Annotated in this window: 13 protein-coding genes; 10 read left to right on the top strand and 3 right to left on the bottom strand. The window is 61.6% G+C overall.

The window, feature by feature from the left end:
* Positions 1-43 precede the first annotated feature (43 nt).
* From prlC to ACIPZ8_RS20415, 6 genes are all read left to right on the top strand, one after another.
* Positions 44-2,095, top strand: coding sequence for an oligopeptidase A (gene prlC / locus ACIPZ8_RS20440; protein ID WP_400726800.1), 2,052 nt, complete (start codon positions 44-46; stop codon positions 2,093-2,095).
* Complete coding sequence (locus ACIPZ8_RS20435) at positions 2,092-2,373, top strand: YheV family putative zinc ribbon protein (protein ID WP_103448350.1); 282 nt, start codon at positions 2,092-2,094, stop codon at positions 2,371-2,373. The genes prlC and ACIPZ8_RS20435 overlap by 4 nt, the downstream gene beginning before the upstream one ends.
* Positions 2,374-2,466: 93 nt before the next feature.
* A complete protein-coding gene (locus ACIPZ8_RS20430) occupies positions 2,467-4,476 on the top strand; it encodes a M3 family metallopeptidase (protein WP_400726797.1) in 2,010 nt (669 codons plus the stop codon).
* Positions 4,477-4,556: 80 nt separating this feature from the next.
* Complete coding sequence (locus ACIPZ8_RS20425; protein ID WP_400726794.1) at positions 4,557-5,615, top strand: PA0069 family radical SAM protein; 1,059 nt, start codon at positions 4,557-4,559, stop codon at positions 5,613-5,615.
* 283 nt (positions 5,616-5,898) lie between these two features.
* Positions 5,899-6,618 carry a carbonic anhydrase gene (locus tag ACIPZ8_RS20420; RefSeq protein ID WP_110639496.1) on the top strand — a complete coding sequence of 240 codons (720 nt, stop codon included), beginning with the start codon at positions 5,899-5,901 and terminating at the stop codon, positions 6,616-6,618.
* A gap of 185 nt (positions 6,619-6,803) precedes the next feature.
* A complete protein-coding gene (locus tag ACIPZ8_RS20415) occupies positions 6,804-8,324 on the top strand; it encodes a SulP family inorganic anion transporter (protein WP_400726792.1) in 1,521 nt (506 codons plus the stop codon).
* Positions 8,325-8,326: 2 nt separating this feature from the next.
* On the opposite strand, the gene ACIPZ8_RS20410 is transcribed toward ACIPZ8_RS20415, so the two are convergent.
* Positions 8,327-9,409 carry a hypothetical protein gene (locus ACIPZ8_RS20410; protein WP_400726789.1) on the bottom strand — a complete coding sequence of 361 codons (1,083 nt, stop codon included), beginning with the start codon at positions 9,407-9,409 and terminating at the stop codon, positions 8,327-8,329.
* Positions 9,410-9,516: 107 nt separating this feature from the next.
* Positions 9,517-10,161 (bottom strand): hypothetical protein, encoded by a 645-nt coding sequence (locus ACIPZ8_RS20405; RefSeq protein WP_400726786.1) that lies wholly within the window; start codon positions 10,159-10,161, stop codon positions 9,517-9,519.
* Between the two features lie 368 nt (positions 10,162-10,529).
* Here ACIPZ8_RS20405 and coxB point away from each other — a divergent pair, with 368 nt between their 5' ends.
* Genes coxB through ACIPZ8_RS20385 form a run of 4 tightly spaced genes read left to right on the top strand, consistent with a single transcriptional unit; the run spans position 10,530 to position 14,771 of the window.
* A complete protein-coding gene (coxB, locus tag ACIPZ8_RS20400) occupies positions 10,530-11,657 on the top strand; it encodes a cytochrome c oxidase subunit II (RefSeq protein ID WP_294325986.1) in 1,128 nt (375 codons plus the stop codon).
* Between the two features lie 43 nt (positions 11,658-11,700).
* Positions 11,701-13,290 (top strand): cytochrome c oxidase subunit I, encoded by a 1,590-nt coding sequence (ctaD, locus tag ACIPZ8_RS20395; protein ID WP_400726783.1) that lies wholly within the window; start codon positions 11,701-11,703, stop codon positions 13,288-13,290.
* A gap of 10 nt (positions 13,291-13,300) precedes the next feature.
* Positions 13,301-13,867 (top strand): cytochrome c oxidase assembly protein, encoded by a 567-nt coding sequence (locus ACIPZ8_RS20390; RefSeq protein ID WP_400726780.1) that lies wholly within the window; start codon positions 13,301-13,303, stop codon positions 13,865-13,867.
* A gap of 16 nt (positions 13,868-13,883) precedes the next feature.
* Positions 13,884-14,771: a cytochrome c oxidase subunit 3 gene (locus tag ACIPZ8_RS20385; RefSeq protein WP_400726777.1), complete on the top strand. Its 888-nt coding sequence runs from the start codon at positions 13,884-13,886 to the stop codon at positions 14,769-14,771.
* Here the strand turns inward: ACIPZ8_RS20385 and ACIPZ8_RS20380 are convergent, their stop codons facing one another.
* Positions 14,772-14,975, bottom strand: a complete 204-nt coding sequence (locus tag ACIPZ8_RS20380) for a twin transmembrane helix small protein (RefSeq protein ID WP_060507818.1) — start codon at positions 14,973-14,975, stop codon at positions 14,772-14,774.
* Between the last annotated feature and the right edge of the window lie 53 nt (positions 14,976-15,028).

Here is a 15,028-nt window from a genome sequence, read left to right as displayed (position 1 = left end):
AATTAAGATGGGGCAGTGTTTCTCCTGCCAAGGTATCCGAACCGTGAGTGCGAACAACCCGCTTCTGCAGTCCTACGATCTGCCGCCCTTCTCGCAAATCCGTGCCGAACACGTGTTGCCGGCGATCGAAGCGATCCTGGCCGACAACCGTAAAGCCATTGCCGAGATCCTCGAACAGCAGGGCAAGACCCCTACCTGGGCCGGCCTGGTGCTGGCCATGGACGAACTGAACGACCGCCTGGGCGCCGCCTGGAGCCCGGTCAGCCACCTTAACGCGGTGTGCAACAGCCAGGAACTGCGCGAGGCCTATGAGTCCTGCCTGCCGGCGCTGAGTGCCTACGCTACCGAACTGGGCCAGAACCGTGCGCTGTTCGAAGCCTATCAGGCACTGGTCCGCAGCCCGGAAGCCGCTGGCTTCGACGTGGCGCAGAAGACTATCCTCGACCACGCCCTGCGTGACTTCCGCCTGTCGGGCATCGACCTGCCGGCCGACCAGCAGCAGCGTTATGCCGAAGTGCAGAGCAAGCTGAGCGAGCTGGGTAGCCGCTTCTCCAACCAGCTGCTCGACGCCACCCAGGCCTGGACCAAGCACGTCACCGACGAAGCCGCACTGGCCGGCCTGACCGATTCTGCCAAGGCGCAGATGGCCGCTGCTGCCCAGGCCAAGGGCCTCGACGGCTGGCTGATCACCCTGGAATTCCCCAGCTACTACGCGGTGATGACCTACGCCAGCGACCGCGCCCTGCGCGAAGAGCTGTATGCCGCCTACTGCACCCGTGCCTCGGACCAGGGCGCGAATGCCGGCCAGTTCGACAACGGCCCGGTGATGCAGCAGATCCTCGACCTGCGCCAGGAGCTGGCCGGGCTGCTGGGCTACAAGAATTACGCCGAACTGAGCCTGGCGACCAAGATGGCCGAGTCCAGCGACCAGGTGCTGAGCTTCCTGCGTGACCTGGCCAAGCGTTCCAAGCCATTTGCAGCCCAGGACCTGGAGCAGCTAAAGGCCTACGCCGCCGAGCAGGGCTGCCCTGAGCTGGCCAGCTGGGACGCCGGTTACTTCGGTGAAAAGCTGCGTGAGCAGCGTTACAGCGTGTCGCAGGAAACCCTGCGCGCCTACTTCCCGATCGACAAGGTGCTCAGCGGCCTGTTCAGCATCGTCCAGCGCCTGTACGGCATCGAGATCGCCGAACTCAAAGGCTTCGACAGCTGGCACCCGGACGTGCGCCTGTTCGAGATCAAAGAAAACGGCCAGCACGTCGGCCGCTTCTTCTTCGACCTTTACGCCCGTGCCAACAAGCGTGGCGGTGCCTGGATGGACGGCGCCCGCGACCGTCGCCGCACGGCTGGCGGCGAGCTGCAGAGCCCGGTGGCCAACCTGGTGTGCAACTTCACCCCGGCTGCGCCTGGCAAGCCTGCGCTGCTGACCCACGATGAGGTCACCACCCTGTTCCACGAGTTCGGCCACGGCCTGCACCATATGCTGACCCGCATCGAGCATGCCGGTGTGTCCGGCATCAACGGTGTGGCCTGGGACGCAGTCGAGCTGCCGAGCCAGTTCATGGAAAACTGGTGCTGGGAGCCTGAAGGCCTGGCACTGATTTCCGGACACTATGAAAGCGGCGCAGCCCTGCCCCAGGACCTGCTGGACAAGATGCTCGCAGCGAAGAACTTCCAGTCGGGCATGATGATGGTGCGTCAGCTGGAGTTCTCGCTGTTCGACTTCGAGCTGCACGCCAGCCATGGCGATGGCCGCAGCGTGCTGCAGGTGCTCGAAGGCGTGCGCGATGAAGTTTCGGTGATGCGCCCGCCAGCGTACAACCGTTTCCCCAACAGTTTCGCGCACATTTTCGCTGGTGGTTATGCGGCGGGCTACTACAGCTACAAGTGGGCTGAAGTGCTGTCGGCCGACGCCTTCTCGCGCTTCGAGGAAGAAGGCGTGCTGAATGCCGAGACCGGCCGTGCGTTCCGTGAAGCGATCCTGGCCCGCGGCGGCTCGCGCGAACCCATGGAGCTGTTCGTGGACTTCCGTGGGCGTGAGCCTTCCATCGACGCATTGCTGCGCCACAGTGGCCTCACCGAGGACGCTGCGGCATGAGCGAGGTTGCAGTGAACAAGACCAAGAAACGCTTCATCGCCGGGGCGGTCTGCCCGGCGTGCAGCGAGCCCGACAAACTGATGATGTGGAGCGAAGACGACGTCCCGCACCGAGAGTGCGTGGCCTGCGGCTTCACCGATACCCTCAATGAGCAGGGCCTGTCGGTGCCAAAGGAGCTCGGTACGCGGGTCAATCAGCTGGCGCCGAAAGCGGCGCCGGCCAAGGTGCAGACCGTGCAGTTCTTCCCGAACCCGAAGCTGAAAAAGCCGAGCGAATAATCCGGGTCGATAGGGTGTTAGATAATGCCTGCCGCGGGAGTGGAGGGAGTGCGGATAGTTCTGCTCTTCTTCCGCGTCCCGTCAGGTACTGTCATGACACTCTTGCAAGCTGAAAATTTGCTGGATTACCGGCAGGTCTCTCCCGTCCAGGCCCTGCAGGCTATTGAAACGAGCATTGCCAACTATCGAACGGGCATCGCAGCGGTTATCGAGCATCAGGCCGCATTACCCACCTGGGACGATCTCGTCCTTGCCGTCGATGTTCTCGACGCCGATCTGCAAGGCACTTTCTACGACTTCGCGCCGATGGCCAGCCACAGTGATGAATGGTGGCAGGTGTTCGAGAAGACTTATCTCGAAGTCGATGGGTGTTTCAAGGACAAGCTGCGAAATGTCGAGCTCTATCGACTCTATGATCGTTTGGCCAACAGCGCAGTGGGCCAGCATCTGGATTCGCGCAAGCGCGCGACGCTGGCGCTGATCCTTCAAGAGTACGAAAACGGTGGCGTACACCTGAGCACGGATGACAAGACACGCCTGCAACAACTGGATAAGCGAATAGGCGAACATTGCACCCGATTCCTGGGCAACGTTGACGCTTCCATTGCATCCCTTGCCGTTCACGTTACGGATGAAGGCCGACTCGAAGGGATTCCCGCCCCACAACAGGCGCAAATACGCTCGGCAGCGGAAGCCGCAGTTCGCCCCGGCTGGCTGATCAAGTGCGACGAAGCGAACTTCACCAACGTCCTCAAGTTTGCGAAGGACCGATCGCTGCGTGAACAGGTTTACCGCGCCTACCATGCCCAGGGTGTAAGTGACGACCCAGCGCTCGACAATGGTGAGGTGATTCGGGATCTCGCCGAATTGAGAAATGAAAAAGCGCGCTTGCTGGGCTTCGAGGATCATGTGCAGTTGAGTGTGCAGACCAAGAGCATCGGTACGGTTGCCGGGCTGGAAGCGTTTCTGCAAAGTCTGGAGGATCGGGTAAAACCGGCGATGTCAGCCCTTGCCGGCACGCTCGGGCCGCTCGCGGCCGAACAGGGCATTGATTCCATCGAGCCTTGGGATATCGAATATCTGCATGCCAATGCCCGTGAATCCGAGAACCTGCTTTCGGAAGCGACCCTGCAGGAATACTTCACGTTCGAGGGAGTCCTGGCGGCGCTGCGCGAGATGGCCAGGCGGCTCTTTGGCGTTGAGTTGCAAGCACTCGAAGCCTCGAACGCCTGGCATCCCAGCGTGATCACCTTTGAGGTGATCAAGGATCATGCGTCGATCGGCTATCTTTACCTGGATGCCCTGCAGCACGATGGCAAAGCGGCCGACACGGTCAAGACCGTTACCCATTGGCATCGGCGTATAGACGCTGAAGGGCGTTATCACCGTGTCGTGGTTGCTGTTTACAGCGACATACCTCAGGGCGTTGATGGTCGCCCGCCGCTCCTGGACCACCTGGCACTCAGAAAGCTCTACCATGAGTTTGGTCACGCCCTGCACAGTTTGCTGGTCGGCACGAACAATCATCTGCTCTCCGATACCCGTCGGCTGGGCAGCGATGGGGTGGAAGTGCCCTCGAAACTCTTCGAGTGCTGGGTCTGGGATGCCGACTACCTGGCGAGCATCTGTGCTCACCATGAAGATGGCCGCAAGTTGAGCAGTGCCGAGCTCGAGCCGGTGTTGAGCAAGCTGCGGGCCGACAATGGCCGATCGACCGCGGCGCTCCTGGGCCGCGCGTTTCTCGATCTGGGCTTGCACCGTTCATCCCGCAATACACTCGACCTTACCCGACTCGTGGCTGACAGCCATCAGCGCACCGGGCTCTGGCCGTTGAAGGGTTTCGAGAAACCGTTGCACGGTTTCACCCACCTGGTGACGGGGTACGACGCCGGCTTTTTCGGTTACCTCTGGGCGGATGTCCATGCCTGGGACCTGTTCAGCCGGTTCGAAGAGGCGGGATTGCTTGATCAGCCTACTGGGAAGATGTTGCTGGAAGAAATTTTCGCGCCCTCGGTATCTCGCCCATTCCTGCAAAGTATCGAATCGTTCCTGGGGCGGCCGACGGATGTGACACGCTTCCTGATGTGGACAGGACTGGCCTGATGTAGTTGTGGTGACCGGCGGCGCTGGTGTGCGTCGTGCATAAGCATTACTGTATATAGATACAGTAATGGGTGGTGCACATGATGATTCCTGCGTCGCAGAAAGGGCGTGGCACTGTTCTGCAACCACATAACCGCTTTGCTTCGTCCCACTCTGTGGTCGAGGACGATGGTTGGTATCAGGAAGTGCCGCTCACCCAGGGCACCGAGGTGCGTATCGAGAGGGCCAAGTCCGTTATCAGTCGCAATACCTCGCCCGATCTGCCCTTCGATCGCTCGATCAATCCATACCGTGGCTGCGAGCACGGCTGCATCTACTGCTATGCCCGCCCCTCCCATGCTTACTGGGACCTGTCCCCGGGGCTGGATTTCGAGACCAAGCTGATCGCCAAGACCAATGCTGCCGAAGTGCTTGCGCAGCAGTTGAGCAAGCCGGGTTACGTCTGCGCGCCGATCAACCTGGGCGCCAACACTGATCCGTACCAGCCGATCGAGCGCGAGCACCAGCTGACTCGACGATTGCTGGAAGTCCTTTTGCGTTTCCGTCACCCGGTGACCATCGTCACCAAAGGCTCGCTGGTGCTGCGCGACCTCGACCTGCTGGCCGAGATGGCCAGCCAGCGCCTGGCTCGGGTGATGATCAGCCTCACTACTCTGGACGACGATCTCAAACGTGTGCTCGAGCCCCGCGCGGCCTCACCGAAAGCGAGGTTACGGGCCATTCGCGTGTTGCGCGATGCCGGTGTGCCAGTGGGTGTCCTGTGCTCGCCGATGATTCCGATGATCAACGACAGCGAGCTGGAGCATTTGCTGGAGGCTGCCAAGGAAGCAGGCGCACAGAGCGCTGCCTACATGATGTTGCGCCTGCCGTTGGAAGTGGCGCCGTTGTTCGAGCAGTGGCTGCATGAGCATTACCCGCAGCGGGCGACCCATGTGCTCAGCCTGATTCGCCAGAGCCGAGGTGGCGAATTGTATGACAGCCGCTTTGGTGCGCGAATGCGTGGCGAAGGCATCTTTGCCGAGTTGCTTGCGCAGCGTTTTGCCAAGGCCACGAAGCGTCTGGACTTTGCCGGCCGCGAGGCGCAGGCCCTGGACTGCTCCGCATTCTGCCCGCCGGGTGGGCAGATGGCGTTGTTCTGATGGCAGTGGCCATCCCCAGCTCAGCTAATCCGAGATGACAATCGTGCTAATGGCTCTTGGCAGTTGATGTTTTTTTGCTATTATTCAGATCCCGCCTTTTCGATCTGGAACGCCTGTTCTAGAGCCTTCGAATTAAGTTTCAGTTAAGTTTTCCCCGCTAGCGTAGGAAACCAGTCAGCGAAGACTGTGATCTATCGCTTGTGCGCGTCATCTAACTCTGCGCATAGCCAGAATCTTTCACCGGTAAAATGGATTTACCTACACACCGTCAAGAGGATGAATCATGCCCGTCAAGGACCCATCCAAGGTCGTTCCGCAAGCCCCCGCGGAGAGCGCCGATGCCGCCCTGAAGCACATCGTCGACGGCTTCCTGCGCTTTCACCATGACGTCTTTCCCGAGCAGCAGGAGCTGTTCAAGAAGCTCGCCACCGCGCAAACCCCGCGCGCCATGTTCATCACCTGTGCCGATTCGCGCATCGTCCCCGAGCTGATTACCCAGAGCTCGCCGGGCGACCTGTTCGTGACCCGTAACGTCGGTAACGTGGTTCCGCCGTACGGCCAGATGAATGGCGGTGTTTCCAGCGCCATCGAGTACGCCGTGCTGGCGCTGAAGGTGCACCACATCATCATCTGTGGTCACTCCGACTGCGGCGCCATGCGCGCTGTGCTGAACCCGCACTCGCTGGACAAGATGCCCACCGTCGGTGCCTGGCTGCGCCACGCCGAAGTGGCCCGCACCGTGGTCGAGAACAACTGCTCGTGCGGCAGCGAACACGAAAGCATGCAGGTGCTGACCAAGGAAAACGTCATCGCCCAGCTGCACCACCTGCGCACCCACCCATCGGTGGCCTCGCGCCTGGCCGCTGGCCAGTTGTACATCCACGGCTGGGTCTACGACATCGAAACCAGCAAGATCGAAGCCTACGACGCCGCCAGCGACAGCTTCCTGCCTCTGGCCGCTGGCCAGCCGGTGCCTAGCGCCACTCCGAGAGGCCGCTACTAAGCGACCCGTCCACAGCTGAACCTTGAATAGCCGGCTGCACCCCACGGGGTGTGGCGCGGCCTTCGGCTGCCTTGAAAATGCCCTGACTGCCGGCGATCGCGCTGGCGGCCCGCGCCTGCGCGCTGGTCAGGGGCCAAACGTGCCCACGGCCAGAGGAATGGCCGTGCGACAGAGAAAGGAGAACGATGGTGAACATGACACAGTTGAAAGCGGCCCTGCCGCGTGAGTTGCTGGCGTCGGTGGTGGTCTTCCTGGTCGCCCTGCCGTTGTGCATGGGTATTGCGATCGCTTCGGGCATGCCGCCGGCCAAGGGACTGATCACCGGTATCATTGGCGGCATCGTGGTCGGCTTCCTGGCGGGTTCGCCGTTGCAGGTCAGCGGTCCGGCGGCTGGCCTGGCGGTGTTGGTGTTCGAGTTGGTCCGCCAACATGGCATGGCGATGCTCGGGCCTATCCTGCTGCTGGCGGGGATTCTGCAACTGCTGGCCGGTCGCTTGCGGCTGGGGTGCTGGTTCCGCGTTACCGCGCCTGCGGTGGTGTACGGCATGTTGGCCGGTATCGGTGTGCTGATCGTGTTATCCCAGGTACACGTGATGTTCGACACGGCGCCGCAGCCGTCGGGCATGCAGAACCTGTTGGAGTTTCCCGCGACGGTGAGCGCTGCCCTGCCGCTGGAAAATGCAGGATCCGGCTGGATGGCCGGTGCGCTAGGGTTGGGAACCATTGCCATCATGTGGGCCTGGGAGCGCTTGCGGCCGCAAAGGCTGCGATTCGTTCCGGGCGCCTTGCTGGGCGTGGCGGCGATGACGGCCATCGCCATGTGGCTGGCACTGCCGGTGAACCGAGTGCAGGTGCCAGCAGATCTGACCGAAGCCATCGACTGGATTCGCCCCGATGACCTCATGAAACTGGCCGACCCGACTCTGCTGGTTGCCGCATTTGCGTTAGCGTTCATTGCCAGTGCCGAGACCTTGTTGTCGGCCGCAGCGGTCGACCGCATGCACAGCGGCCAGCGCTCGGATTTCGATCGCGAGCTGTCGGCCCAGGGGGTCGGCAACATGCTCTGCGGATTGCTGGGCGCGCTACCGATGACCGGCGTGATCGTGCGCAGCTCGGCCAATGTTCAGGCGGGGGCACAAACCCGCGCTTCGGCAATCCTGCACGGTTTGTGGCTGTTGGCGTTCGTGGTGGTGCTGAGTAGCGTGCTGCAGCAGATTCCGGTGGCGAGCCTGGCAGGCGTGCTGGTCTACACCGGCATCAAGCTGGTCGACTTCAAGGCGCTGCGAGGTTTGGGCCGCTACGGTCGGATGCCGATGTTCACCTATGTGGCGACAGCCATGGCGATCATCTTCACCGACCTGTTGACCGGCGTACTGCTGGGCTTCGCGCTGACGTTGCTGAAGCTGGCACTCAAGGCGGCCCGCCTGAAAATCTGCCTTGTTCAGCTCAAGGCACGTGGCCATATGGAGCTGCGCTTGAGCGGCGCGGCCACGTTCCTCAAGGTGCCTGCGTTGACCAAGGTGCTCGACAGCGTGCCCGCTGGCACCACCTTGCATGTTCCGCTGGCCAACCTGACCTACATCGACCATTCATGCCTGGAGCTGCTGGAGGATTGGAGCAAGACCAGTGGCTCGGACCTGCGCATCGAGCAGCGAGGGCTCAAGCGCAGGGTGGAAGGTCGTTTGCGCAGCGTTGCTGGCACCTGAAGTCAGCGCTCTACCTCGGTCATCTCCGGCGCACCCGGCCAGGTACCGGTCAGGTTCACGGTACGGGTGCCGCCCAGCCACTCGCTGGCGGGCGTGTTCCACCTCATCGACTTGCGGGTATTGGCGCTGATGTTGATGAATTCCGCAGTCAGCACCATCTCGGTGGCGGTCAGCGGAATTTCGCCGAAGCTGGTCGAACTCCCGCCGATCACGGTTCTGGATTCCTCGACCGGGCCGGTGGGGGTCTGGTACGACAGTGTGACCTTGGTGGTGTAAGTGGTGAAGGACGAAGCCTTGCTATCCACCAGCAGGTTCAGCACGCCCATCTTGCCGACCCAGTTCGGGATCAGCACTCGGTTGCCGGCGAACGACGCAAAGGTAAAGGCGATAGGCAATGGCTCAGCTGCCACTTCACCGCTTTTGGCCGGCAGGGTATGCATCTCGACTTCACTGGAGTTGCTGGTGAATACGTAGCTTGCCTTGCCTTTGCCGTTGATGCCCTCTTCACCGAGCAGGCGATTGAGGCCGCTTGCGCTGCCTGAAACGGTGAAGCTGGCTTTGTTCTTCTTCGCTACTGCATTCAGCCCACTGCTGGCGTAGATGACCGAGGTCACCACGCCAAAACCTTCGGAGATGCCGGCGGTGGTCGCCATGTTCAACTTGCGCGCCTGGGCGAGCAGCCAATCGTATTGGTCGTCCAGGACGGCAAGGTTGCTGATGGCGTGCTCACCAGCGATCGCGAACTCCGAAGTCATGGAGTTCTCCTTGTCGAAGGTCCATTCCAGCGCGGCAGCAGGTTTGACTTCGGCACCGGTGTTCGGGTCGAAGATCACCCCTTCCACGTTGGCGCTGATACTCCTGCACGTCACGCCAGTGGATTTGAAGTCCCACTTGCGGCTTTGCTGGTTCTTGTTGATCTCGACGCCGGGCAGGCAATCGGCGACAAGCTTGAAGTCGCCGGAGTCGGAATCGATGATGCCGACTGCGCCGGGCTTGATGGAGGGATTAAGGCCCCAGTTGCCCCAAATCGTGCGATAGGTACCCCGCAGCAGGTCCGTGTAGATCCGGTTTCTTCTGATCGTCATTGTCATCACCTTTAAATGGAAAAGGCCGCCCTGAGGCGGCCGGATGACAGTAATGATCCAAAGTGGGGGGCTGCAGCGGGAGCGCCTTCCCTCACCTGCTCGTCAGGTCAGGCGCTGACCCGGCCAAACTCGACATTCAACTGGCGCGACAGGCACGGCCAGCGCTTCCATGCCTCGCCGGTCTGCGGGCTGCTGAGGGTTTCGCGATAAGTCTCCACCGATTCTGCGGCGAAGCTTTCGTCGTTCAGCATCTCATCCACCGAGTGGTGCACTACCTCATCCAGCTGGTTGGCGAAGGTTTCGCCGATCAACTGGTGGGCGATCAGGTTGGCCACCGTGGTGTCGACCGGGATCAGCGGCTGCTGGAAGTGTCGGATGTACAGGTCGTTGACCTCCTCCACCAGGCGGTGCGCCAGGTAGGCCTCATCCAGCAGGCAATCGAGGCCCACATGCCCCTGCATCACGCTTGGCGGCTGCAGGAAATAGGCCTCGGCAATTTTCAGCACGGGCTTGATCTGGGATTCGATCCCCGCTTCGCGGGCCACGTTATGGGCGGCTTCCAGCAGCTCCGGAACTTGATCGATATAAGCGCTGACGAAGCGCGCCAAAGTACCCTGGGCGTCCTGCTCAGGCAGTTGGATCGAGGGGTGCAGATGAGGCAGTTGCAGCTCGAGACGCTCTTTCAGTTGGCCGGTGCGGCCTTCGTGATCGTGGGCTTGGCTAATCTGCTCGCGTACAGCAGCGATGTTCATGACAACTCCAGGGACAAGACGTTTCAAACGGAAGACACTAAATTAGCTCGGTATACAGAATACCTAAGACGCATTTGTTATAAACCCCGCAAACGTGTGCGCAGTTTGGTATATCGGTATGCCACTATTTTGCCACAGCCTATCAAACACGGGCTTTTGCGCTCGGCTGCTGATTTCGTGAAGTTCATTTCACCGGTGCCGTTGCGTGCCGTTGGTCGCTGTCTATACTCCCGTTGAACGTGATTCGTTGATGAGGCCCGACTGCTTTTGCAGGGGCTCGGTCGTCGAAGCCAGGTAGTCTTGACCGCCGTTCCCTCTTGCCGCAGGCCACGCCTCCGGGACTACAAGAACGAGAAGGGGAACCCGCAATGATGCGACATCCACATGTCTGGATGGGCCTCCTGTTGTGGTCGGTTTTTGGTCAGGCCAACGCGGCCTGGACCGTGAACATGCACCCGGGGGCGACGGAAGTCTCCAACGCCGTGTTCGACCTGCACATGACGATCTTCTGGATCTGCGTGATCATCGGCATCGTGGTATTCGGTGCGATGTTCTGGTCCATGGTCATCCACCGCCGTTCCACCGGCCAGCAGCCCGCGCATTTCCACGAGCACACCTGGGTGGAAATCCTCTGGACCATCGTGCCCTTCCTGATTCTGGTGGCCATGGCCATTCCGGCCACCAAGACCCTGATCGACATCTACGACGCCAGCGAATCGGACATCGACATCCAGGTCACCGGCTACCAGTGGAAATGGCACTACAAATACCTGGGCCAGGATGTGGAGTTTTTCAGCAACCTGGCCACCCCCGCCGATCAGATCCACAACAAAGCACCCAAGGACGAGCACTACCTGCTTGAAGTCGACCAGCCGCTGGTGTTGCCGGTAGGTGCCAAGGTGCGCTTCCTGGTGACCGCTGCCGATGTCATCCACTCCTGGTGGGTGCCGGCCTTCGCGGTCAAGCGCGACGCCATTCCAGGCTTCGTCAACGAAGCCTGGACCCGTATCGAGAAACCCGGCATCTACCGCGGCCAGTGCACCGAGCTGTGCGGCAAGGACCATGGCTTCATGCCGGTGGTGGTCGAGGTCAAGTCCAAGGCCGACTACGACACCTGGCTCGGCGAACGCAAGGCCGAGGCGGCCAAGCTCAAGGAACTGACCAGCAAGGACTGGACGCTCGAAGAACTGGTCGAGCGTGGCGACAAGGTCTACCACACCACCTGCGTGGCCTGTCACCAGGCCGAGGGCCAGGGCCTGCCACCGATGTTCCCGGCGCTCAAGGGTTCGAAAGTGGCCACCGGGCCGAAGGAAGAGCACCTGAGCACGGTGTACCACGGCCGCCCGGGCACGGCGATGGCCGCGTTCGGCAAGCAGCTCTCGGAAGTCGACATTGCCGCCGTGGTCACTTACGAGCGCAACGCCTGGGGCAACAACAAGGGCGACATGGTCACGCCGAAGGACGTGCTGGCGCTCAAGCAGGCAGAAGCCAAGTGAACCGGGTTTTGCGCGGCAATCAGCGGATTGCAGGAGACAGGACATGAGTGCAGTGATCGACGACCACGCCCACGGCCATGACCACGCCCACGGCCCGGCCAAGGGCCTGATGCGCTGGGTGCTGACCACCAACCACAAAGACATCGGCACGATGTACCTGTGGTTCGCCTTCACGATGTTCCTGCTCGGTGGCTCGTTCGCCATGGTGATCCGCGCCGAGCTGTTCCAGCCCGGGCTGCAGATCGTCGAGCCGGCGTTCTTCAACCAGATGACCACCATGCACGGCCTGATCATGGTGTTCGGTGCGGTGATGCCGGCCTTTGTCGGCCTGGCCAACTGGATGATCCCGCTGATGATCGGCGCGCCGGACATGGCCCTGCCGCGGATGAACAACTTCAGCTTCTGGTTGCTGCCGGCGGCCTTCCTGCTGCTGGTCTCGACCCTGTTCAGCCCCGGCGGCGGGCCGAACTTCGGCTGGACCTTCTACGCCCCGCTGTCGACCACCTACGCGCCGGCCAGCGTGACCTTCTTCATCTTCGCCATCCACCTGATGGGCATCAGCTCGATCATGGGCGCGATCAACGTGATCGCCACCATCCTCAACCTGCGTGCCCCGGGCATGACCCTGATGAAGATGCCGCTGTTCGTCTGGACCTGGCTGATCACCGCGTTCCTGCTGATCGCGGTGATGCCGGTGCTGGCCGGGGTGGTGACCATGATGCTGATGGACATCCACTTCGGCACCAGCTTCTTCAGCGCCGCCGGTGGTGGTGACCCGGTGCTGTTCCAGCATGTGTTCTGGTTCTTCGGCCACCCCGAGGTGTACATCATGATCCTGCCGGCCTTCGGCGCGGTCAGCTCGATCATTCCGGCATTCTCGCGCAAGCCGCTGTTCGGCTACACCTCGATGGTCTACGCCACCGGCGCGATTGCCTTCCTGTCGTTCATCGTCTGGGCCCACCACATGTTCGTGGTCGGCATCCCGGTGGTCGGCGAGCTGTTCTTCATGTACGCCACCATGCTCATCGCCGTGCCTACCGGGGTGAAGGTGTTCAACTGGGTCAGCACCATGTGGGAAGGCTCGCTCAGCTTCGAGACGCCGATGCTGTTCGCCATCGCCTTCGTCATTCTGTTCACCATCGGTGGCTTCTCCGGGTTGATGCTGGCCATTGCCCCGGCGGACTTCCAGTACCACGACACCTACTTCGTGGTGGCGCACTTCCACTATGTGCTGGTGCCCGGGGCGATCTTCGGCATCTTTGCCTCGGCCTACTACTGGCTGCCGAAATGGACCGGCCACATGTATGACGAAACCCTCGGCAAGCTGCACTTCTGGCTGTCGTTCGTTGGCATGAACATGGCCTTCTTCCCCATGCACTTCGTGGGCCTGGCCGGGATGCCGCGGCGGATTCCCGACTACAACCTGCAGTTCGCCGACTTCAACATGGTGTCGTCGATTGGCGCCTTCCTGTTCGGCACCACGCAGCTGTTCTTCCTGTTCATCGTCATCAAGTGCATCCGTGGTGGTGCGCCGGCACCGGCCAAGCCCTGGGATGGCGCCGAGGGGCTGGAGTGGTCGATCCCTTCGCCTGCGCCGTATCACACCTTCCAGACTCCACCGGAAGTGAAGTAGGAGCGTCGCCATGAAAGGCTCGTCGCTCAAGCGCCTGGTCACCCGCCTGCTGCTGCTGACGGTGGTGATGTTCGGCTTCGGTTTTGCCCTGGTGCCGATGTATGACGTGATGTGCAAGGCCTTCGGCATCAACGGCAAGACGGGCGGGCAGTACGAAGGTAGCCAGGTCAGCGACCCGACACGTTCGGTGCGCGTGCAGTTCATGTCGACCAACGCCGCCGACATGGTCTGGGACTTCTACTCCACCGGCGACGAGCTCGAGGTCAACCCGGGGGCGGTGAACCAGATGATCTTCGTCGCGCACAACCCGACCAACCGGCCGATGAGTGCGCAAGCGATACCCAGCATCACCCCGGCCGAGGCCGCGGCGTATTTCCACAAGACCGAGTGCTTCTGCTTTACCCAGCAGGTGCTGCAGCCCGGCGAACGCATCGAGATGCCGGTGCGCTTCATCGTCGACCGCGACCTGCCGGAAAGCGTGAAGCACCTGACACTGGCCTACACCTTGTTCGACATCACTGCGCGTCATCCGCCGGTCGCCCATGCCGCGGTACAGGACGTCCAGGGCGCCCGTTGAGGGAAGGAGAACAGCAATGGCAAGTCATGAGCACTACTACGTTCCGGCGCAGAGCAAGTGGCCGATCATCGCCACCATCGGCATGTTCATCACGGTGTTCGGCCTGGGCACCTGGTTCAACGACATCAAGGCCGGGCACCCGTCATCACACGGGCCGCTGATCTTCTTCGTCGGCGCGCTGTTCCTGGCCTACATGCTGTTCGGCTGGTTCGGCTCGGTGGTCCGCGAGAGCCGCGCCGGGCTGTACAGCCCGCAGCTGGACCGCTCGTTCCGCTGGGGCATGAGCTGGTTCATCTTCTCGGAGGTGATGTTCTTCCTGGCCTTCTTCGGCGCGCTGTTCTACGTGCGCGTGCTGGCCGGGCCCTGGCTGGGCGGTGAGGGGCACAAGGGCATCGCCCACATGCTGTGGCCGAGCTTCGAGTTCGCCTGGCCGTTGCTGCACACACCGGACCCGAAACTGTTCCCGCCGCCCAAGGAAGTGATCAACCCGTGGCACCTGCCGCTGATCAACACCATCCTGCTGGTCAGCTCCAGCGTGACCATCACCATCGCTCACCACGCCCTGCGCCGTGACCATCGCGGCCCGCTGAAATTCTGGATGGCGCTGACCATCCTGCTGGGTATCAGCTTCATCACGCTGCAGGCCTACGAGTACCACGAGGCCTACACCAAACTGGGGCTGACGCTGGGCTCGGGCATCTATGGCGCGACCTTCTTCATGCTCACCGGTTTCCACGGGGCCCACGTGACCTTGGGCACGATCATCCTGATCGTGATGTTCGTGCGCATCCTGCGCGGGCACTTCAACCCGGAAAAACACTTTGGCTTCGAGGCGGCGAGCTGGTACTGGCACTTCGTTGATGTGGTGTGGGTGGGGCTGTTCATCTTTGTGTATGTGCTGTGATCAGAACGGTGCGTGAGACACCAGCTGACCACTGATGAAGCCCCAGGCAACCAGGCCGATGGTAAGGGTGGCGAGGGCCACCCGCACGGTCAGGGCTTTCAGCAGGCGGGTCGAGTTTTCATCGTCCTTGACCAGAAACACCAGGCCACTGAACAGGCTGGCAACCGTGGCCAACAGCATCAGGACAATCGCGGCCTTGAGCATGGCGATACTCCGGGGGGATGCGGTGATGTGGATAAGTATAGCGATTGGCCCGG

This window comes from Pseudomonas sp. NPDC089422 (genome assembly GCF_044749405.1).
GTDB lineage: Bacteria > Pseudomonadota > Gammaproteobacteria > Pseudomonadales > Pseudomonadaceae > Aquipseudomonas.
This window is presented reverse-complemented; position numbering and strand designations above follow the sequence as displayed.

Excerpts from the sequence above, each read along its gene's own strand:
- ACIPZ8_RS20435 (WP_103448350.1), top strand. The coding sequence starts at position 2,092 with ATGAGCGAGGTTGCAGTGAACAAGACCAAGAAACGCTTCATCGCCGGG.
- ACIPZ8_RS20430 (WP_400726797.1), top strand. The coding sequence starts at position 2,467 with ATGACACTCTTGCAAGCTGAAAATTTGCTGGATTACCGGCAGGTCTCT.
- ACIPZ8_RS20425 (WP_400726794.1), top strand. The coding sequence starts at position 4,557 with ATGATGATTCCTGCGTCGCAGAAAGGGCGTGGCACTGTTCTGCAACCA.
- ACIPZ8_RS20420 (WP_110639496.1), top strand. The coding sequence starts at position 5,899 with ATGCCCGTCAAGGACCCATCCAAGGTCGTTCCGCAAGCCCCCGCGGAG.
- ACIPZ8_RS20415 (WP_400726792.1), top strand. The coding sequence starts at position 6,804 with ATGGTGAACATGACACAGTTGAAAGCGGCCCTGCCGCGTGAGTTGCTG.
- ACIPZ8_RS20410 (WP_400726789.1), bottom strand. The coding sequence starts at position 9,409 with ATGACGATCAGAAGAAACCGGATCTACACGGACCTGCTGCGGGGTACC.
- ACIPZ8_RS20405 (WP_400726786.1), bottom strand. The coding sequence starts at position 10,161 with ATGAACATCGCTGCTGTACGCGAGCAGATTAGCCAAGCCCACGATCAC.
- coxB (WP_294325986.1), top strand. The coding sequence starts at position 10,530 with ATGATGCGACATCCACATGTCTGGATGGGCCTCCTGTTGTGGTCGGTT.
- ctaD (WP_400726783.1), top strand. The coding sequence starts at position 11,701 with ATGAGTGCAGTGATCGACGACCACGCCCACGGCCATGACCACGCCCAC.
- ACIPZ8_RS20390 (WP_400726780.1), top strand. The coding sequence starts at position 13,301 with ATGAAAGGCTCGTCGCTCAAGCGCCTGGTCACCCGCCTGCTGCTGCTG.
- ACIPZ8_RS20385 (WP_400726777.1), top strand. The coding sequence starts at position 13,884 with ATGGCAAGTCATGAGCACTACTACGTTCCGGCGCAGAGCAAGTGGCCG.
- ACIPZ8_RS20380 (WP_060507818.1), bottom strand. The coding sequence starts at position 14,975 with ATGCTCAAGGCCGCGATTGTCCTGATGCTGTTGGCCACGGTTGCCAGC.